At 50.6% G+C, this 17,828-nt stretch carries 18 protein-coding genes and 1 tRNA gene; 7 read left to right on the top strand and 12 right to left on the bottom strand.

Features of this window, described 5'->3' with window-relative positions; genetic code table 11:
* Positions 1 to 10: 10 nt before the first annotated feature.
* The 3 genes from O1V65_RS22480 to O1V65_RS22470 all read right to left on the bottom strand — a co-directional run bounded on the left by O1V65_RS22480 (position 11) and on the right by O1V65_RS22470 (position 2,100).
* Positions 11 to 1,270 carry a PTS ascorbate transporter subunit IIC gene (locus tag O1V65_RS22480; protein ID WP_017492086.1) on the bottom strand — a complete coding sequence of 420 codons (1,260 nt, stop codon included), beginning with the start codon at positions 1,268 to 1,270 and terminating at the stop codon, positions 11 to 13.
* Between the two features lie 106 nt (positions 1,271 to 1,376).
* On the bottom strand, positions 1,377 to 1,643 hold the full coding sequence (locus O1V65_RS22475; RefSeq protein WP_017492087.1) for a PTS sugar transporter subunit IIB: 267 nt from the start codon (positions 1,641 to 1,643) through the stop codon (positions 1,377 to 1,379).
* A 13-nt stretch (positions 1,644 to 1,656) separates the two neighbouring features.
* A complete protein-coding gene (locus O1V65_RS22470; RefSeq protein ID WP_269130051.1) occupies positions 1,657 to 2,100 on the bottom strand; it encodes a PTS sugar transporter subunit IIA in 444 nt (147 codons plus the stop codon).
* A 215-nt stretch (positions 2,101 to 2,315) separates the two neighbouring features.
* On the opposite strand from O1V65_RS22470, the gene O1V65_RS22465 reads away from it, so the two are divergent.
* The 3 genes from O1V65_RS22465 (at position 2,316) to bglB (ending at position 6,501) form a co-directional block, all read left to right on the top strand.
* The gene (locus O1V65_RS22465; protein ID WP_017492089.1) at positions 2,316 to 3,341 is read left to right on the top strand and encodes a LacI family DNA-binding transcriptional regulator; all 1,026 of its coding nucleotides are present in this window, start codon (positions 2,316 to 2,318) and stop codon (positions 3,339 to 3,341) included.
* 401 nt (positions 3,342 to 3,742) lie between these two features.
* Positions 3,743 to 5,335: an MFS transporter gene (locus O1V65_RS22460; RefSeq protein WP_269130050.1), complete on the top strand. Its 1,593-nt coding sequence runs from the start codon at positions 3,743 to 3,745 to the stop codon at positions 5,333 to 5,335.
* An 8-nt stretch (positions 5,336 to 5,343) separates the two neighbouring features.
* Positions 5,344 to 6,501: a beta-galactosidase BglB gene (gene bglB, locus O1V65_RS22455; RefSeq protein WP_017492091.1), complete on the top strand. Its 1,158-nt coding sequence runs from the start codon at positions 5,344 to 5,346 to the stop codon at positions 6,499 to 6,501.
* Between the two features lie 57 nt (positions 6,502 to 6,558).
* Here bglB and yghU read toward each other — a convergent pair whose 3' ends face one another.
* The 3 genes from yghU to O1V65_RS22440 all read right to left on the bottom strand — a co-directional run bounded on the left by yghU (position 6,559) and on the right by O1V65_RS22440 (position 9,272).
* Entirely contained in the window at positions 6,559 to 7,401 is an 843-nt protein-coding gene (gene yghU, locus O1V65_RS22450) for a glutathione-dependent disulfide-bond oxidoreductase (protein ID WP_227955855.1), read from the bottom strand.
* 127 nt (positions 7,402 to 7,528) lie between these two features.
* Complete coding sequence (locus O1V65_RS22445) at positions 7,529 to 8,290, bottom strand: phosphate/phosphite/phosphonate ABC transporter substrate-binding protein (protein ID WP_017492093.1); 762 nt, start codon at positions 8,288 to 8,290, stop codon at positions 7,529 to 7,531.
* On the bottom strand, positions 8,277 to 9,272 hold the full coding sequence (locus O1V65_RS22440) for a fatty acid desaturase (protein ID WP_206600928.1): 996 nt from the start codon (positions 9,270 to 9,272) through the stop codon (positions 8,277 to 8,279). The genes O1V65_RS22445 and O1V65_RS22440 overlap by 14 nt, the downstream gene beginning before the upstream one ends.
* Before the next feature lie 190 nt (positions 9,273 to 9,462).
* On the opposite strand from O1V65_RS22440, the gene O1V65_RS22435 reads away from it, so the two are divergent.
* Positions 9,463 to 10,572: an AI-2E family transporter gene (locus tag O1V65_RS22435; protein ID WP_017492095.1), complete on the top strand. Its 1,110-nt coding sequence runs from the start codon at positions 9,463 to 9,465 to the stop codon at positions 10,570 to 10,572.
* 53 nt (positions 10,573 to 10,625) lie between these two features.
* On the opposite strand, the gene O1V65_RS22430 is transcribed toward O1V65_RS22435, so the two are convergent.
* Complete coding sequence (locus O1V65_RS22430; protein ID WP_017492096.1) at positions 10,626 to 10,889, bottom strand: hypothetical protein; 264 nt, start codon at positions 10,887 to 10,889, stop codon at positions 10,626 to 10,628.
* 215 nt (positions 10,890 to 11,104) lie between these two features.
* Between O1V65_RS22430 and O1V65_RS22425 the strand changes: the two genes are divergently transcribed.
* Positions 11,105 to 11,644, top strand: a complete 540-nt coding sequence (locus tag O1V65_RS22425) for a VOC family protein (RefSeq protein ID WP_017492097.1) — start codon at positions 11,105 to 11,107, stop codon at positions 11,642 to 11,644.
* Positions 11,645 to 11,974: 330 nt separating this feature from the next.
* On the opposite strand, the gene O1V65_RS22420 is transcribed toward O1V65_RS22425, so the two are convergent.
* Positions 11,975 to 12,481, bottom strand: coding sequence for a GNAT family N-acetyltransferase (locus tag O1V65_RS22420; RefSeq protein WP_017492099.1), 507 nt, complete (start codon positions 12,479 to 12,481; stop codon positions 11,975 to 11,977).
* Positions 12,482 to 12,625: 144 nt separating this feature from the next.
* Positions 12,626 to 13,210, bottom strand: a complete 585-nt coding sequence (locus O1V65_RS22415) for a YceI family protein (RefSeq protein WP_017492100.1) — start codon at positions 13,208 to 13,210, stop codon at positions 12,626 to 12,628.
* 342 nt (positions 13,211 to 13,552) lie between these two features.
* Between O1V65_RS22415 and O1V65_RS22410 the strand changes: the two genes are divergently transcribed.
* Both O1V65_RS22410 and O1V65_RS22405 read left to right on the top strand, forming a co-directional pair.
* Positions 13,553 to 13,717, top strand: a complete 165-nt coding sequence (locus tag O1V65_RS22410) for a hypothetical protein (protein WP_017492101.1) — start codon at positions 13,553 to 13,555, stop codon at positions 13,715 to 13,717.
* A gap of 374 nt (positions 13,718 to 14,091) precedes the next feature.
* Positions 14,092 to 15,615: a serpin family protein gene (locus O1V65_RS22405; RefSeq protein ID WP_269130049.1), complete on the top strand. Its 1,524-nt coding sequence runs from the start codon at positions 14,092 to 14,094 to the stop codon at positions 15,613 to 15,615.
* 41 nt (positions 15,616 to 15,656) lie between these two features.
* On the opposite strand, the gene O1V65_RS22400 is transcribed toward O1V65_RS22405, so the two are convergent.
* The 3 genes from O1V65_RS22400 to O1V65_RS22390 form a co-directional block, all read right to left on the bottom strand.
* A complete protein-coding gene (locus O1V65_RS22400; protein WP_017492103.1) occupies positions 15,657 to 15,989 on the bottom strand; it encodes a hypothetical protein in 333 nt (110 codons plus the stop codon).
* Positions 15,990 to 16,270: 281 nt separating this feature from the next.
* Positions 16,271 to 16,344, bottom strand: a tRNA-Gly gene (locus O1V65_RS22395).
* A 145-nt stretch (positions 16,345 to 16,489) separates the two neighbouring features.
* Entirely contained in the window at positions 16,490 to 17,821 is a 1,332-nt protein-coding gene (locus O1V65_RS22390; RefSeq protein ID WP_017492104.1) for a c-type cytochrome, read from the bottom strand.
* Between the last annotated feature and the right edge of the window lie 7 nt (positions 17,822 to 17,828).

The following is a 17,828-nucleotide window of genomic DNA, read 5'->3' as shown; positions in this document are numbered from 1 at the left end:
CCCCGCTCTGTTAATGGAACGCGCTCATCAGCTTGCCAAGGATGATGCCGACGACGCCGAAGTCGGCATCTCCGAAGGTGGTCGAATTAGACAGACCGCCAAGCACCGACAGCAGAATCGCTGGCAGGAAGGAGATAATCAGACCGTTGACGAACGCACCGATAATCGCGCCGCGACGTCCGCCGGTGGCATTGCCGTAAACGCCCGCCGTCGCACCGCAGAAGAAGTGCGGCACCAGGCCTGGAACGATAATCACCAGCCCAAGCATCGGGAAGAAGAACATACAGATCAGGCCTGCGCAGAAACTGCTCAGGAAGCCGATAATGACGGCGTTAGGGGCAAACGGGAATACCGTCGGGCAGTCCAGCGCCGGTTTGGCGTCTTTCACGACTTTATCGGCAATCCCCTTGAACGCAGGAACAATTTCGGCAATGACCATTCGCACACCGGCCAGAATGATATACACGCCTGCCGCAAAGGTAATGGCCTGAATAATTGCGAAGATAATATAGTTCTGCCCACCGCTTACCTGTGTCTCGGTAAACTCTTTACCGGCAATCAGCACCAGCACGATAAACAGAATGGTCATGGTCAGCGCGATGGCAATCGACGAGTCATGCAGAAACTTGAGGTGTTTCGGTACCTTGAACTCTTCGGTGGAACGGCTGCCTTTGCCGATCAGCTTCCCTACCAGCGCGGCACACAGATAGCCGGTTGAGCCAAAATGCCCCAGCGCGAAATCATCGCTGCCGGTGATTTTACGGGTGAAGGGTTGCAGGATAGCCGGTGAAATCACCATCAGCGCGCCGAGAATTAACGCGCCGGTCAATACCAGCGGGAATCCACTCAAGCCTCCAGTGGCGAGAATGACCGCCAGCATGGCCGCCATGTAGAGCGTATGGTGGCCGGTCAGGAAGATATATTTCAGCGGCGTAATACGCGCAAAGACGATATTGAACAGCATGCCCAAGATCATGATCATTGCCGTTGAGGTACCAAAGTTCTTTTGCGCGATAGCAGAAACCACGTCGTTATTAGGCACCACGCCCTGAATATTAAAGGAGTGAACGAACAGTTCGCTAAAGCTGGTTAAGGTCGTGGCAATCACGCCCGCACCGGCAATCAGAATCAAGAACCCCATGATCGTTTTCAGGGTACCGGAAATCGTATCGGAGAAAGATTTCTTCTGTAATAGCAGGCCGATTAATGAAAACAGGCCGACGAGAATAGCGGGAGTCCCTAGTACATCATTAATAATAAACGTGAGCATAAACTACTCCAGATAATCGGAATATGTTCCTCCGCGCTTTCAGGCGCACAAACGCACTGGCCGCCGAATGGCAGCCTGAAAGAGAGAGGCTTATCGTTATAAATCGTTATAGGTTATTGGCGAGAATTTCTTTAATTTTTGCATTATCCAGCAGGTTATTTAACCCAAAGACCTTGCGGTTACCGTCGTCAAGATTGGCAATAATTTCGCTGGAGCCAATATAAATATCTGCCGCCTCTGACTTGGCCGAACTCAGGTCGGTGTGGCTGACTTCCGCCTCTTTACCCAGCTCTTTAATGATTTTTTTAACGTTCATTTCGACAATAAAGCTGCTGCCTAAACCGTTACCACAGACAATGAGGATCTTTTTCATATCACACCTTCGATTAGTATTTTTGGATAAGAGCATTCAGCGCCGGATAGGTATCGGCCTTGATCAACGCCTGGAAGTCGTCTTCATCACTAAACAACTCAGCCAGATGTGAAATCATCTCGAGGTGCTCCTCGCCGTTGATGGCGCAAAGCATCACAATCACGTAAACCGGGTCATTTTCCTGGGCATCAAAGTTCACGCCCTGCTTGACGTAAAGCATTGAAAGGCAAGGAGTTATCACGCCCTCTTCCGGGCGCGCATGCGGCATCGCCAGACCTGGGGCAATCACGTAATACGGGCCCAACTGCTGGTGGGAGGCAAAAATCGCGTCGACGTAGGCAGGTGAAATCGCGCCGGCGCTAAGCAACGGGGCTGCGGAGAGGCGAATCGCCGCACGCCAGTCCTCGACTCGCTCCACGATGTTTATTCTGTCTGACGTTAACCACTTGGCGAGCATGGGAACCTCGATGAAATAATGTTTTCAGGAGTATAGGGGAAGCGATGCGCTATTTTCTGTGATGAAAATCGCAAAACCTGTTAGCGCTAACACGAAGACTGATAACATCATGTTAACGCTAACAATTCTAGGGGCTATCGACTATAATCGCCGGCAGGCGTACAAAGGTTGCAGGCCCGCAGGCCACCATCGCGCAACGGACGACAGGGGAAGAAATGAAGGCAAAACAACGGCGGAACTCAGGTAAGAGTACTCTGGCCGACGTCGCGAAAATGACTGGCGTCAGCACGATGACCGTGTCTCGTGTGCTTAGAGAACCGGAAAAAGTTTCCCCTCAGGTTCGTGAGAAAATAGAGGCCGCGATAAGCGAGCTGGGCTATGTGCCGAATCTGGCGGCGAGCAATCTGGCGTCATCCACCTCGCGGCTGGTCACCATGGTGGTACCTTCGATGAGTACGCCGGGCTGCGCCGAGTTTTCCGAGGCGCTGTATCAGGTATTAAAGCCCAAAGGCTATAACGTGATCCTGGCTGAGGATCACTACACGGCGGCCGACGAATCCAAACTTATCGAGATGATGCTGTCGTATAACCCGGCGGCGATGGTGATGTACGATTTCGACTGTAGCGAGGAGAGCAACAATCTGCTGCTCAAATCCACCATTCCGGTTGTGCAGGTCGGCGCCACCCTTGCTACACCGATAGGCATCAATATCGGCACCAACTACGGACTGGCCATCAAGCAGCTGATTAACGCACTGGCACTAAAGGGTTACAGGAACATTGCCCTGCTGTGCGCTGCGCATGAACACCACATAGTGCAGCAGATTCTGAGCGGCTGGCACTCGTCCATTCTGTCGTTGAACCAGTCCCCGCACCGGGTAGTCAGCTCCTCGCTGCCACCCACCGTGCAAACGGGCCAACGTCTGCTGCCCGATATTTTGCTCAACTGGCCCGAACTGGACCTGCTGATTTGCACCTCCGACGAGCTGGCAAGCGGGGCCATTGCCGCTTGCCACAAAAAAGGCATCTCGGTACCGGCACAGCTGGCCATTGCCGGTCTGGGCGACGGCGATATTGCGCAAATCTGTTCGCCCTCGCTGACCACCGTTGCCATCCCCTATCGGCCGATGGGCACCCAGACCGGCAAGCATATTCTTGCCGCGCTACAGGGTGATGACGTCGAAGAAAGCGTGATGCTGCCGTCAACGCTAATGCTCAGAGGCAGCACGGCGGTGCACTAGGGTCGATTATTTCCCGTGGTGCCTTTTATCGCCGCGCTCAGGCCGCACGCGCCGGGTATCCTCGCCTTGGTACAGCCAGTCGATAGCGGCTGGCAGAGGTCACCGCGGGATCCGTAATCTGCTGCTCGAAACTTGTGTGTCACCTCTCAAATCCGCATTCGAATCCACACAAAAATAAAACACTGTTTTATAAATTTAGAATTAGGTCAGGCTTCTCTTTGTGATTTTGCCACTTTCTCACGAAAGGTTGCCAAATCGCGAAGGTTAAAGCGCCTGACTCGCTCTACTTTCAATGCTAATCCGCCTGAGTTGTCCGGAAAACATCGTGACGCCCGATTTCGACCGCCTTGCGCGGCGCGTACGGCGTTCACGTTTAGCTGTCACGTTCAGGGAGTTTTACCATGACCTCTCGCAAGATTGGATTAGCCAATTACCTCGCCTACGGCGCAGGCGATTTTCTCGGCGCTGGCACCACGGCCCTCACCGCCGCCTGGTTGCTGTACTTTTACACCACCTTCTGCAGGCTGACGCCGATAGAAGCGACGTTCATTTTTGCTCTTGCCCGCGTGCTCGACGCCGTTATAAGCCCGCTGATGGGATTCCTGACCGACAACTTCGGCTCAACTCGCCTGGGCAAGCGCTTTGGTCGTCGTAAGTTCTTTATTCTGCTCGGGATTCCATGCGTGTTTAGCTACAGCCTAATGTGGGTAGGAGAGATGAGCTATCTCTACTATCTGTTGACTTACCTACTGTTTGACATCGTCTACACCATGATTCTGGTGCCCTACGAGACGCTTGTGCCGGAGATGACCGACGATTTTAAGAAGAAGACCAAGTTCTCGGGCGCACGCATCGCGCTGGCGCAGCTGTCGGCGATTCTGGCCGCCTTCCTGCCGGGGGTGCTGCTTGGCATCTTCGGCAAAGATAATGCGGTGTCGTTCTTTTACGCCAGCCTGGTATTTTCCATTATCTGCGCGGTGGTCCTGACGCTGGTATGGTGCTTTACCTGGGAGCGTGCACCGGGAGATTTCTCCGAGGAGTCACGCCGGGCGCTGGAGGAGAAGCAAAGCCTGACGCTGGCGCAAAGCCTCAAACGACTCTTCGTCGAACTGGCCTCCACTTTCCGGATCCGTATTTTCCGCCAGCATCTGGGCATGTACCTCGGCGGGTACATTGCACAGGATATGTTTAACGCGGTGTTCACCTGGTACGTGGTGTTTGTCCTTATGCAGAGTGCACAGATTGCCTCGGACCTCATGGGCACCATGGCAATTTTGCAATTTATCGCGGTGATGGCGATGATTCCGCTGTGTATCCGCATCGGGCCTGCGCCGTCGTATCGTCTGGTGGTGGTGCTGTTTGCCGTTAGCGCGCTGTCTTATGCCGGGTTGTGGTATGCCGGAATGAGCGACAGCATGTCGCTGCTGTTGCTGATTTCGGCGTTAGCAGGGCTTGGCCGCGGTGGCATCAACTATGTGCCGTGGAATATTTACACCTACATCGCCGACGTTGACGAAGCGGTCACCGGCCAGCGCCGCGAGGGGATCTTTGCCGGTATCATGACCCTGACCCGTAAGGCATCGCAGGCCGGCGCAGTCATGTTGGTCGGTATTGTGCTGCATCTTTCCGGCTTCATCTCAGGTAAAGCGGTGCAGAGCGAAACGGTCACCCATACCATCCTGTTTATTCTGAGTGCGGGCACCGTCTGCACGCTGGCGGTGGGATTCATTATCTCGCTGCGTTTTAAACTCAATCTGCATACCCATCGAATCCTGCGCGAGGAGACGCTGAAAATGCGCCTTGCCGACAGTATCGTTCCCGAACAGACCACCCCACAGGCGCGAGCTACGGTCGAGGCACTGACCGGGATGCCCTATGAAAACCTGTGGGGGAACAACAACATCGGTTTCCTGAATCGTAATAGAACCCCTGCGTCAGCGCTGAAGACTACACAGCACGGCATGGCGCCCCTGACTAACCCGGTAAAAAGATAGGACTCACTATGTCAGCACAGCAAACAAGCCCGGTATTCCCGGTAAAACACAGTGCCCTGCTCCGCCAGCCTGAATTCCTGCTGCCGCGAGAGGAGTTGAACCAGCTGATCGGCAAGCTCGGCGACAATCTGGTGAACATCTGCGATGAGCGTGGTGAATTCCTGCTGCGGCTCGACGATGGCCGCGTGATCGACACCAAAGGCTGGGCCGGATGGGAATGGACGCACGGTATCGGCCTGTACGGCATGTATCAGTACTATCAGCAAACCGGAGACAAGAAGACGCTGGCGATTATCGACGACTGGTTCGCGGCACGTCTGGCAGAAGGTACGCCGACTAAAAATGTCAATACCGTCTGCCCGCTGCTGACGCTCGCTTACCGGTATGAAGAAACGCGCAATGCGACGCTGCTGCCGGTGCTGGAACGCTGGGCTGACTGGGTGATGTATGAAATGCCGCGTACCCTCTGCAATGGTTTGCAGCACATCGTTTACAATAACGAGAACCACCAGCAGCTGTGGGACGACACGCTGATGATGAGCGTGCTGCCGCTGTTAAAAATTGGCAAGGTGCTGAATCGAGAGGATTATATCGAAGAGGCCAGCTACCAGTTTCTGCTCCACGTGCAGTACCTGATGGACAGAAAAAGCGGCCTGTGGTTCCACGGCTGGACCTTTGACGGCCAGCATAACTACGCGGAGGCGCGCTGGGCACGGGGTAACAGCTGGCTGACTATCGCCATCCCGGAGTTTATCGAGCTCATGGGGTGGCCGGAACAGCACGCGACGCGGCGGTTTCTGTTGCAGGTTCTGGAAACTCAGGTGAAAGCCCTGCAACAGTATCAGCATGAAAGCGGACTGTGGCACACGCTGATTGATGACAAAAACTCTTATCTTGAGGCTTCCGCCAGTGCCGGGTTCGCCTACGGCATCATGAAGGGAGTACGTAAGCGCTACCTGCCACGCGAAATGCTGCCGATGGCCGAAAACGCGCTGCGTGCGGTGATACGCCATATCAATGGGCAAGGGGAACTGACTCAGGTTTCGTTTGGTACCGCGATGGGCAAGGATTTGGATTACTACCGGCAGATTCCTTTAACCTCAATGCCTTATGGACAGGCGATGGCGCTGCTTTGTTTGACCGAATATTTGAGGGGTTACCTGTAAAGCGGGCATAAAAAAGCCGTCTCACTCTGCGTGAGACGGCTGTATAGATTTTATCGCTTAAAGGCCCAGTGCGTTAAAATCCGTCGCATCGTGGCGTTCAGCCAGTTGCTTATCCCCCCAGGTGCGGTTGACGATACGTCCACGCGCGACAGCAGGTCGTGCGGCAATTTCGTCAGTCCAGCGGATAAGGTGGGTGTAGGACTTGGCGTCGATGAATTCTGCCGCTTCATACAGCAGGCCTTTCACCAGCGCGCCATACCATGGCCAGATAGCGATATCGGCGATGGTGTATTCGTCACCGGCGATAAAGCGATGTTTAGCCAGCTGTTTGTCCAGCAGGTCGAGGTGACGCTTGGCTTCCATAGTGAAACGGTTGATAGCGTATTCGATTTTCACCGGCGCATAGTGATAGAAGTGACCAAAACCGCCACCCACGTAAGGCGCAGAACCCTGCAGCCAGAACAGCCAGTTCAACGCTTCGGTACGTGCCGCGAAGTCTTTTGGCAGGAAATAGCCAAACTTGTCGGCCAGATACAGCAGGATAGCGCCGGATTCAAATACGCGGACAGGATCGGCACCGGAGACGTCCAGCAGCGCTGGGATCTTCGAGTTGGGATTCACATCCACAAAACCGGAGGAGAACTGATCGCCCTCGTTGATGCGGATCAGGTGCGCATCATATTCCGCCCCGCTCACGCCCAGCGCCAGCAGCTCTTCCAGCAGAATGGTCACCTTCTGGCCATTAGGTGTGCCAAGAGAATAAAGCTGAAGCGGATGCTTGCCGACCGGCAGCGTTTTCTCATGCGTCGCGCCTGCGATTGGGCGATTCAGCTTGCCCCATGCTCCCCCCAGTTCGTTGTCGAGAGTCCAGACCTTAGGGGGTTGGTAATTGTTGTCCATTGCACTACCTCAGTTTTATTGAATTTCTGTTTTAATCGTCGGGCTAGGTTTTAACAGATTGAAATTATTGCAGCCATTCAGTGTAGATCAGGCCGAGTAACGGCCGATACTCAGGCTGTGCTGTCCGCTAGAGAATGACGTCATAGTGCTGACGACTCACCTCACTGAATCCGCCGATCAGCGCCGCACGACAAACCTGACGATAGCGGGGATCGGTGACCAGCCTTTTCAGCGCAGATCGCAGCTGACAAAGCTGATTCTCGGTCGTTTCGGGACCGGTAATGAGCGGCAGGCCCGGCGTCAGGGGCGTTTCACCAATGATTTTTAGCTGCGCAAGCGCCTGCGGCTGATGCTTTTGCAGCAGCGCGTAGGTGACACAATCGATGGCGGCAATATCAGCGTCACCCTGCTGTAGCGCAAGCAGTGACTGACGATGACTGCCGCTGAAGATAACCTCGCTAAAGAACGGACCCTGACCTCCAAGCGGCGCGACCATTTTGCGCAGGGCGTTATAGCCCGACTGGGAATCTTTGCTGTTAGCCACCGCGATACGCTGGCGGAAATCAGGCAGTGAACCGCCCATGTCCTTTTGTCGCGTCAACAGAAAGCTGCGATAGCCTACGCCCTCGCAGCCTGCGGCAACGTAGTGAAAACAGCCGACCGGCTGAACGTTTTCGAGCCGCGTCACCAGCGGATAACCACAGGTTTGGCTTAGCAACAGGCGCGGCTGCTCCCAGTGCTGAATTAAATCTTCAGGCCAGTTTAGGTCGAGGTTGTCTGCATCAAATCCCTGCTCTGATAACAATGCGCGTAGCGCCGACCACAGTGCGGTAACATCAGGCTGATTGACAGCGTACATCGGTAATGAAACAGCGTTATTGGTGCTCATCGCTTACCTCATCCAGAGTAGCCCCCCCCGGATGAACGTTAACGTCAACGGAGCGGAATAGAAATCGACGCAGCCATTCCCTATATCCACCAATCAGGAATCCCTGATTGAGATGCAGATAACCCTCGCGATACTGCAAATATATTTTTCGCAGACCATACCAGGGAACGCCCGGAAGATTGTGGTGTACAGAGTGATAATTCAGATTAAGAAAAAGCACCCGCCAGATCAAGGCGGCTTCATTAATCGCCGATCTTGCCTGAGGATCTTCCGCCGCACGATGTTCCAGAAAGGATCGGATCTTGGTCAGGCTCAGCGCCGGATAACTCACGACAATCAGAAAATATAAGATTGAAAAATCAAGCCGATGCATCCATGAAAACACTGCCGCCAACAGTGCACCGTGCAGAAGCCACATGACGATGGCCTTGATATCAGCGGAGCGAAATGACAAAAGCATTGCGCCGACAGTTTGTAAAATATCGATAGCAGGTCCGAGAATAACGCGTCCGGGGAAAGTATTTCGAATACTGATTATCCTACGCTGCCAGGGGCTAAATCTTTGCCAGCGAGCCGGAGAGAAATAATAGGTCTCGGGATCCTCCTCCGGGCAGGTGAGATGCTGGTCGCGGTGATGCTGTAAATGCGAATCGCGATACAGGCCGAACGGATACCACACGGCGAGCGGCATCAGCCCGAGAAGCTGGTTAAAAAAGGGTGAGCGCGTGGGGTGTCCGTGGATGAGTTCATGCTGTAGCGACATATACCAGGTGGTAAACCAAATCAGCAGCAGCGTGGCGGGGAAAAGTCCCAGCGTCTGCCAATAGGCCAGCGTGGTGAACCATCCGCCATATATAATGACCACCAGACCCCAGGTCGGTAGCTCGCTGCGCCATAGCCATGAGCGTGAAAGTTGACCAATATATTCTCTCTGCTGTTGGTGCAAATAATTAGCACCCTTTTTACCACTCACCGTCTCTATTACCCGCACGTGAATCAAAAGCTAAAAATGCGGTTTTTACCCCCAACTCACAACGTATTTAAAACGCATTGCTTATGCGGGGGATAGATATCTTATAGAAGAGAAAAATCCTGTTTTTTGCCCTTTAGGTTACAAACGCTAAACTTCGCTCTATAGTTCGATGACAATAATAGAGTTTCAGGGGAAACAAATGAGATTAAACGGTATTTCTAAGGGATTTTTCATCCTGATTCTTTTCATCGTCACATGGGCGTTTCTGGATGTACTTCGGCCATACTACTCGTCGGTCTTATGGGCGGCTATTCTGGCTATTATTTTCCATCCGTTAAAAACCAAGTTTCGCGGATGGCTGGGGGATAAAAACGGGATTGCCGCGTTGCTTACCTTGTTGGTTATCTGCCTGATCGTATTCACACCGTTGGCTATTATCGCCTCATCACTGGCGATTGAATTTAACGTGGTGTACGACAAGCTACAGCACAATAATACGCAGTTGCCGACGATTATTGCTGACGTTATCCAACACCTGCCGGTCTGGGCGCAACATCAGCTGGCCGAATACAATCTCGACAGTGCGGCTGGCATTCAGCAGAAGCTTTCCGGCTTTGCGCTTAAGGGAAGTCAGTATCTGGCAGGTAGCGTCTTCCTCATCGGTAAAGGGACCTTTAGCTTTGTGGTTGGCTTCGGCATCATGCTTTACCTGCTGTTCTTCCTGCTGAAGGACGGCGCTTATCTGGTCAACCTGATCCTCGAAGCGCTGCCGCTGTCCAAACACGTTAAACACCACCTGTTTATGAAGTTCGCGGCGGTGTCTCGCGCTACCGTGAAAGGCACCGTCATCGTCGCTATTGTACAGGGTGCGCTGGGCGGCATGGCGTTCTGGATTACCGGGATTGAGGGTGTGCTGCTGTGGGGCGCGCTGATGGCTTTCTTGTCCCTTATTCCAGCGGTAGGTTCAGCCATTATCTGGGTTCCGGCGGCCATTTACTTCTTTGCGTCGAACCAGCTGTGGCAGGGTATCTTCCTGGTGGTGTTCTTCGTGGTGATCATCGGCCTGGTGGATAACATTCTTCGTCCGCTGCTGGTCGGTAAAGATACCAAAATGCCTGACTATCTAATTCTTATTGCCACGCTGGGTGGCATGGAAGTCTACGGTATTAACGGTTTCGTGATTGGTCCATTGATCGCCGCGCTGTTTATCGCCTGCTGGAATATTCTTTCAGGTCGCGATAACAGGGAAAACATCGAAGAGATTGATGAAGACTTTATCGAAGACGGCAAGGCACCGCCTGAGAATTAATCGTTTTATGTTGTGATTAAAAGGGTGGCTTTGCCGCCCTTTTTTATTGCCTGTTAACGGCTGGCGGTCGGACACTGCGGCAAACGCGTTGGGTTGCCGGGAATACATTGATTCGGACCCTGCGGCTGTTCGCCAGGCTGACGCGGCTGGGTGGGTTGCGTAGGCTGCGTCGGCTGAGTGGGTTGGTTTGGCTGTCCCGGAAGAACGGGAAGCGGCAGCTGAGCACGAGATTCCAGGTGTTTCGGCTGGCTCGCCAGGGTGCTCGCGGATAACGTCAGCAGTGACGACAACAGCAGCGTTGCCAATAGAGTTTTCATGACGCCTCAATAAGAAATTATCAGTAAAGCCTGAGAACCAGTATAGTTCCCCAGCGCTTTGCCCGACACTTGCCAGGTGCAATACCTTCCCTTTTTCGGAACGCGACCCAGGCTCTGCCTTCTAGATGAGTCATAAGCTGTTGCCCTCGAATTCGCGGCATCCCATTGAATGTCTATACTTATCTTATGGTTAATAACATCATTTGGGAGAAGTCATGACAGAGCATAAACAGAAATCACTGACCCGCGGCATTAATCACGTCGGGCTTACCGTCCCGGACCTTGAGCAGGCAACCACATTTCTGAAACAGGCTCTGGGCGCAAAGTTCGTTTATAACGGCCTGACGAGCGAGGATGAACCGAGGAAAGGGGCAGACACGGAGCGGCAGCTTGGCCTTTCTTCCGGTACCGTGGTCATAAAACAACGGCTTTTACGCATCGGTAACGGCGCTAATCTGGAGCTGTTCGAGATAGTCAGTGACAGCCAACAACGGCCCGTTGGTCTACAGGATATAGGCTGGAACCACCTTTCTTTTTACGTAGATGATATCGACCACACCCTGAAACAGGTTATAGCCGCAGGCGGGAAACCGCTGTCAGAGCCGCACGGAAACTCACGTCACGAAGACACTCAAGACAACGGCAGCGTCTACTTCACCACCCCTTGGGGCAGCCTGATAGAGCTTCAATCGATACCCAATGGCTACTACTATCCCGATGATAGCGAGGCCGAAACCTGGGTACCTAAAATTTAATTCATCAATCCGTTTCGCCCTTCTCCACGCCGGCAAGAAGGGCTTTAATAATGAGAATGCTAATTAAAATCGAATATTTAATCATTCCATGTGAATTTATTGTCGAAACTGCCATTTTGTAAACCTTACCAAACCTGGCGCAATCCAATCTTTACACATCATCCGCATAAAATTCATGGCATTAACTGTGCAATTTATCATCACGTGTGTATACTACGCGCCGGATGTTGACAGACATCCTATGGAATTTTGATTACTTGCTCCACTTACCATGGCTCGCCATCCCGCGAGCTTTTTTTTTGCCTGTCATCCGCATCTGTCGCCCACTTTTTAGAGTTTTAGCCCTAAAATATGCAACTTGCTACGTTGCGTGGCTGAAATGAACATTTCTTCCTTAATATGTTGCATTCCCATCGAAGCATAAAAACGGCGAGCGCCTACGTTTTGTTCCAGGACTTGCAGCCAAAGAAGCGGCTGTCCGCGTGCCTTGGCCATCAATGCAACCTCTTCCACCATGATTCTGCCGTAGCCTTTTCCCGTTTCATCCGGCTCAATATATAGCTTGTTGAGCAGCGTTCCCGTCAACGCGGGGTCCGAAATAGGGCTCTGCCAGGTCAGCTTCGCGATGCCCACAGGGCGGTCGGTTTCAGCAATGAGCCAGCACACGTCAGAGTCCGTTAGACTCTTCTCAAGCACAGGCAGTGAATATTCATTCTCGAGAAACTCTGCCAGCTCCGATTTCGAATCCCAAAGATCTTCAAAGGGATAAGTCGAATAACCAAGTTGATTAATCAACGGGGCATCATTCAGCAGTGCGATACGTAAAGAGAGGGACATGGAAGAGTTCCGAGACAAAGAAGAAGTTCATCTCAGAATAAAACACAAACGGGAAACGTCAAGTCACTGCCTAATAAGCAGTTTTGAGCATTTCCCGTGAGAGAGTGGCAAATATTGCCGTCTATAACTTCACACGCTTAATCATTACTTGCTGGCGTAGCCTTCGGTAGAGAGGGTCAGAGTGACATCATCGCCTACGTAAGGAACGTATTTGTCCACTTTGAAGTCTGAACGCTTGATATCAGCCGTGGCATCAAAGCCGATCGCCTGCTTCTTAACCATTGGATGCAAGCCCTGCTTGGTCAGCGTAGCGTGCAGAGTCACTGGCTTGGTGATGCCCTTGATGGTCAGATTACCTTCAACATCAAATTTATTGTCGCCTTTAGCGATAACTTTGGTGCTGTGGAATACGGCTGAAGGATATTTAGCAGTGTTGAAATAGTCTGGGCCCAGGAACTCTTTAGTCAGCGCAGGAACATGAGTATCGATCTGAGACACTGGCAGAGTCACATCAACGCGTGATTTCTCAGGATGATCTTTATCGAATACTACCGTGCCCTTGGTGTTAGGGATATCAGCAGTCGGGTGAGAAAAACCAAAGTGATTCCAGGTTACGATAACAGAAGTATGGTCTGGGTCGAGAGAATAATGCATGGCCTCAGCCTGAGACAGAGGAGCATACAGGCTAGCTGCAGCTAACAGTGGAAGTGCCATCTTTTTGAAATTCATCACACGGATATCCTTTTAATAAATCGAACAACAGTAATAAGAGTGTGGTTCATTAAGACAAATTGGCATAACGAAAAGTTTTGTCTTTACCCTTCAAATTAATTGAGCAATACCCGTGAGTGATTATCACGCTGACGCTTTATACTAATAAGAATATCCGTCATTAAATTACGTCGCTTTTATAGCAGGGCGAAAGAGAAAAATGGCTGAAATAAATACCAATTTGCACTACTGTTCATTTATCAGGATGGTTAGCAGGCGAAGCTGCTGGTAGGATCTATAGTTATTCCTATTAGCTATAATGACGAATATCTAAACAAAATGATGGATGGAAAGAACCCCATGGATTGGGAATGCAAAGTCACCGTGCGCCAGAGTCCACTAAGACGCATACTGCGATCGCGCGGCCTGATGGTCGTTGGCGCCCTCTTCACTCTGGTGCTGCTGACTCACGGTACGCTTAATGTACTTTGCTGGCTGACCTGCCACGTGGTCTTTAAGGCTTAACGTATCCCGTTGTCATACAATACCTTTAAATTAATTTAAAAAACTCCCACCTCAGTTTGCTTTGTTTTAAAATAACGAAGCAGACTAGTAATCACATTTATTTTCTATTCATTTTTATTCCATTTAATTAATTGTGTCATTTTCAAAAAACGCTCTTATACCCCCCTTCGCTCACAAACAGCTTGATTAAAAACACCGTTACTCATAACAATGGAAAGCATAAAATAAACATCTAAAAGGAAATATTAACTCAAAAAAATCATTTTATTAAAAAGTCAATTTTTAAAAAAACCATTAACACAATGATTCATTCCACTCCCTTATTTCTTTAAAAAAACAATTAAATCACATCCCATATCTCTATAGGAATTAATATGATTGAAGGAATCGCTGGAGGATCGCCTATCATTACGCATCCTGAAACAGTGCAAAAAAATACGCAGACTCTGACAACGAGTAACACATCAAATAGCCCTTCTAGTTTTGTTGAAGCAGGCAATACTTTACCGCTAATTAAACCTCCTCTTAGCGAATCAGAACAAAAACTAATTAGTCATCATCAGAATATAGATTTGGATTATACATTCGACTTCGCCGGATTAGAAAGTAATACGATAAACCTTCCCGTGTCGGCACTCAGAACTGCATACTCAAAAATTATCCTTGATAACTATCTGAAAGACTCATCCACCATAATGTCAGACGATATCAGTAAGAACTGGAGCGATAAAGGGCTTTGCCAACAAGATATCTCCCCCGACGCCCTAAAAAGCCTTTTGATCGAAACAATAAGGAAATCAGAGTACGAAAACGTCGTCGGTCAAACCTTACTGGTGGTGCATGAAAATAGCGAGCCAGCGGTGAAATCCCAGTTAGATAAACTTGCAAAAGACATGCAATCGAAAGGTTTATACCTTATAGAAGATCAAGGTCTGCAAAACGAAAATGTAGAAAATAGCCTTGATACTTTCAACGCATTGCTTAATTCAGCACAAATTAAAACAGCCAAAGATCGTCCTATCCAGGAGATACTCGCCCAACGTTCACTGAGGCTCACGACCGAAGAACAGGATGAGAGTAAGGTTCAAGAACATCTCAAGATATTATGCCTCGAACAAGCTCCCGACCTGCACGTAAAAGAGGCGTTAGCTAAAATTAATGGTAATATCATTCCACTCAAAGAGCTGTCGGAAATACAGTCTAATGTCAGAAAAACGGTTGCTGGTGTAGACCAAAATCTTGCTGAAATGATAAATATTGGTGACATTTCTAAATTCCCGGCACTGTTTGATATTAACGTTTATAATAGAAAATGGCTGACATCGTTCCCACATCAAGAAATCAAACCCAATGAATTCACCCTGAATAATGGCGACGTCATCAAACCAGATTTTATCTTCGATACGCGCACTGTGAAGTATTATTCCACCGAAATGCAGGATAATACTCAAAATGTAGAAGCGTTCGAGTTAGCCATAAAAGGAGGGACGCGGGGGATTTTCATCGGTCCATTAACGAAAGAACTCAGCACCGATGATAGAGGGAAAATAAAACAGCTCATTCATAATATTATTAGCGGCCAATTAGAACCCACTGAGATAGAGTGTCGCGTCGGGCTACCGAAGACAAATATTGTGGTTGAAAATAAAAATTTGCGTCACTGGGAGAAAGAACACGGGCTGGGTGGGAGTCTGCTGGACACTGAAGTATTCAAGAGTATAACGAGCCTGAATATAGATGAAGAAGGAAGTAAAGCTATAAACGTTTTCTCACGGTATGCATCTTTGTGTAGTAGGCCTAAGCCTAAGCAGCTTGTGATGGATAAACCCTTCATGGCGGTGTATGCCAATAAAGACAACGTCGAACTGGTTTATATGGTGAATAATCCGCAGATTTAATAATAGAATCAAGGCCGGTGACCCGGCCTTGAATTTGAACATTAGTCAGTGACTTTGTTCTTAAGGGTTTCAGCCCCTTGCTTGGTCTTATCCCACGTTTTTTCAGTACCTTGTTTGGTACTGTGCCAGGCTTTTTGAGTGCCTTCAGACACTTTGCTACCTGTACTACCCGCCTTCCCTTCAGCTGCGTGCTTGGACTTCAGCTTCAACTCTGCCCCTTTGTCCTGGGCATGGTGAAGTTTTTCCTTAGCGGTGTCTGCACCCTTTTCTGCCTGCGCTACTGTATCGTCGGTCGCGTGAGTCATTGTTGTGGTATCAGCGAATACAGGAGATGCCAAAAGAAGTGCGGATAAGGCTAAAATTGTCTTTTTCATGATTCCCTCATTTATCAGCTATGTTTGGTACACCCATGTAGGATGGCACAAATCTAGCATTTAGCGATTTAAGAATAGGCTGGAAAAAATAACGGGCTCGATAAAATAACCCTAACCTACTGATTTAAAAATGTTAAATGACAAAAATCATCAGGTAAGTTCTTCAAAACATTAATCGATTTCGTTAGAACATAGCTGATTTTGGTCATAAAGCGCCCAGGCTGACAACTTGTTTTTATTGGGTTTTTCAGGATAATTACGGATGCTCTGGGAAGTGCTTCTGGAGCGGGTGAAGGGAATCGAACCCTCGTATGCAGCTTGGGAAGCTACCGTTCTACCATTGAACTACACCCGCTTCGGTGTGTGTCTGGCATTATAGCGGGTTGAGGCGGGGTAGCAAGGAATGCTTCCCAATAAGCGTCTAATATTTAGGCATTTAGCGCATTTAATAGAAAGGGGGCGCTCTGCGTAACAGACCGCCCCCTTTTTAATCACACGAATTATTGAATCGGTGTCAGCATCTCAATATTCATGTTACCTAACTGCTTTTTATCGGTAATCACGTTCTTATCTTCGCGGATCTTTTTAACATCATCGGCGGTGACCTTATCCCCAGCGGTATTGCCCCAGCTGGTGCGAATAAAGTTCACCACGTCGGCAACCTGTTGGTTATTCAGACGCCAGCCGAATGCCGGCATGGTGATGTTAGAAGGTGCGCCGATAACGCCCGGCAAGGTATTACCGGTCAGCACGATGTGAATCAGTGAGGTTGGATCTTTCGCCAACACCACCGGATTCCCTTTCAGCTCTGGGAAGAAGCGCTTATAGCCTGTACCGTCAGTCTTATGACATGCCGCGCAGCTGTCGACGTAAACGGCGGCACCCGGTTTGCTGTCATCGCCTTTCCACAGCGCTTTCGCTACGCTGTCGTCGGTTTTAAACGCCGGTTGGCTACTGTCTTTTACATCCAGCGACTTGAGGTATTTAGCGATTGCGGTTGCGTCTTCCGGCGTCAGGTATTGCAGGCTGTGCTTAACAACGTCGGTCATCCCGCCGAACACGGCGGTGTGATCGTTACGACCGGTGCGCAGGAACTGAACGAGATCGTCCTCGCTCCAGCGGCCTAAACCATCACGATCATCGCCACGCAGATTGCTGGCGGTCCAGCCATCGATAGGCGCTGCGCTGCCCGACAGGAAGGCGTTGCCTTCGTCGTTGTTCATCGCTTTTTCCTGCATGGTGATGCTGCGCGGAGTATGGCATGCGCCGCAGTGACCCAGGCCTTCAACCAGATAGCGGCCACGCGCCAACTGGGGATCTTCATTCATTTTACCGGCAAACGGCTGCACCTTAGGGGCAAACGCGGTACGCCAGATAGCCAGCGGCCATCTCATCGACAGCGGCCACGGAATGTCGCTGTCACGATTTGGCTGTGCCACAGGCTGAACGCCGTGCATAAAGTATGCGTACAGCGCCTTCATATCCTCATCGCTTACCACCGCGTAGGACGGGAACGGCATCGCCGGATAGAGCGTCTGACCGTTTTTCGCCACGCCTTTGCGCACTGCATTCTCGAAATCTTCGAGCGTGTAGTCACCAATACCGTTGGCTTTATCCGGCGTGATGTTGGTGGAGTAAATCGCGCCGATCGGCGTCACCATCTTCAGGCCACCGGCAAACGGCTGGCCGCCTTCGGTAGTATGACAGGCGACGCAGTCACCGGCTTTCGCAAGATATTCACCGCGTTTGATGAGGTCGGAACCACTCGTATCATCGGCCAGCGCAGCAAAGGCTACCGAGCCCAGGAACAAGGCAGAAAGTAATTTTTTCATCGCTATT

The sequence above is a fragment of the Rouxiella badensis genome (genome assembly GCF_026967515.2).
GTDB lineage: Bacteria > Pseudomonadota > Gammaproteobacteria > Enterobacterales > Enterobacteriaceae > Rouxiella > Rouxiella badensis.
Note: the sequence above shows the minus strand (reverse complement) of the source record. Positions and strands in the feature narration are given on the sequence as shown.

What these genes read in the sequence shown, in the direction of transcription:
- O1V65_RS22480 (WP_017492086.1), bottom strand. Translation starts at nt 1,270, where the DNA reads ATGCTCACGTTTATTATTAATGATGTACTAGGGACTCCCGCTATTCTC.
- O1V65_RS22475 (WP_017492087.1), bottom strand. Translation starts at nt 1,643, where the DNA reads ATGAAAAAGATCCTCATTGTCTGTGGTAACGGTTTAGGCAGCAGCTTT.
- O1V65_RS22470 (WP_269130051.1), bottom strand. Translation starts at nt 2,100, where the DNA reads ATGCTCGCCAAGTGGTTAACGTCAGACAGAATAAACATCGTGGAGCGA.
- O1V65_RS22465 (WP_017492089.1), top strand. Translation starts at nt 2,316, where the DNA reads ATGAAGGCAAAACAACGGCGGAACTCAGGTAAGAGTACTCTGGCCGAC.
- O1V65_RS22460 (WP_269130050.1), top strand. Translation starts at nt 3,743, where the DNA reads ATGACCTCTCGCAAGATTGGATTAGCCAATTACCTCGCCTACGGCGCA.
- bglB (WP_017492091.1), top strand. Translation starts at nt 5,344, where the DNA reads ATGTCAGCACAGCAAACAAGCCCGGTATTCCCGGTAAAACACAGTGCC.
- yghU (WP_227955855.1), bottom strand. Translation starts at nt 7,401, where the DNA reads ATGGACAACAATTACCAACCCCCTAAGGTCTGGACTCTCGACAACGAA.
- O1V65_RS22445 (WP_017492093.1), bottom strand. Translation starts at nt 8,290, where the DNA reads ATGAGCACCAATAACGCTGTTTCATTACCGATGTACGCTGTCAATCAG.
- O1V65_RS22435 (WP_017492095.1), top strand. Translation starts at nt 9,463, where the DNA reads ATGAGATTAAACGGTATTTCTAAGGGATTTTTCATCCTGATTCTTTTC.
- O1V65_RS22430 (WP_017492096.1), bottom strand. Translation starts at nt 10,889, where the DNA reads ATGAAAACTCTATTGGCAACGCTGCTGTTGTCGTCACTGCTGACGTTA.
- O1V65_RS22425 (WP_017492097.1), top strand. Translation starts at nt 11,105, where the DNA reads ATGACAGAGCATAAACAGAAATCACTGACCCGCGGCATTAATCACGTC.
- O1V65_RS22420 (WP_017492099.1), bottom strand. Translation starts at nt 12,481, where the DNA reads ATGTCCCTCTCTTTACGTATCGCACTGCTGAATGATGCCCCGTTGATT.
- O1V65_RS22415 (WP_017492100.1), bottom strand. Translation starts at nt 13,210, where the DNA reads ATGAATTTCAAAAAGATGGCACTTCCACTGTTAGCTGCAGCTAGCCTG.
- O1V65_RS22410 (WP_017492101.1), top strand. Translation starts at nt 13,553, where the DNA reads ATGGATTGGGAATGCAAAGTCACCGTGCGCCAGAGTCCACTAAGACGC.
- O1V65_RS22405 (WP_269130049.1), top strand. Translation starts at nt 14,092, where the DNA reads ATGATTGAAGGAATCGCTGGAGGATCGCCTATCATTACGCATCCTGAA.
- O1V65_RS22400 (WP_017492103.1), bottom strand. Translation starts at nt 15,989, where the DNA reads ATGAAAAAGACAATTTTAGCCTTATCCGCACTTCTTTTGGCATCTCCT.
- O1V65_RS22390 (WP_017492104.1), bottom strand. Translation starts at nt 17,821, where the DNA reads ATGAAAAAATTACTTTCTGCCTTGTTCCTGGGCTCGGTAGCCTTTGCT.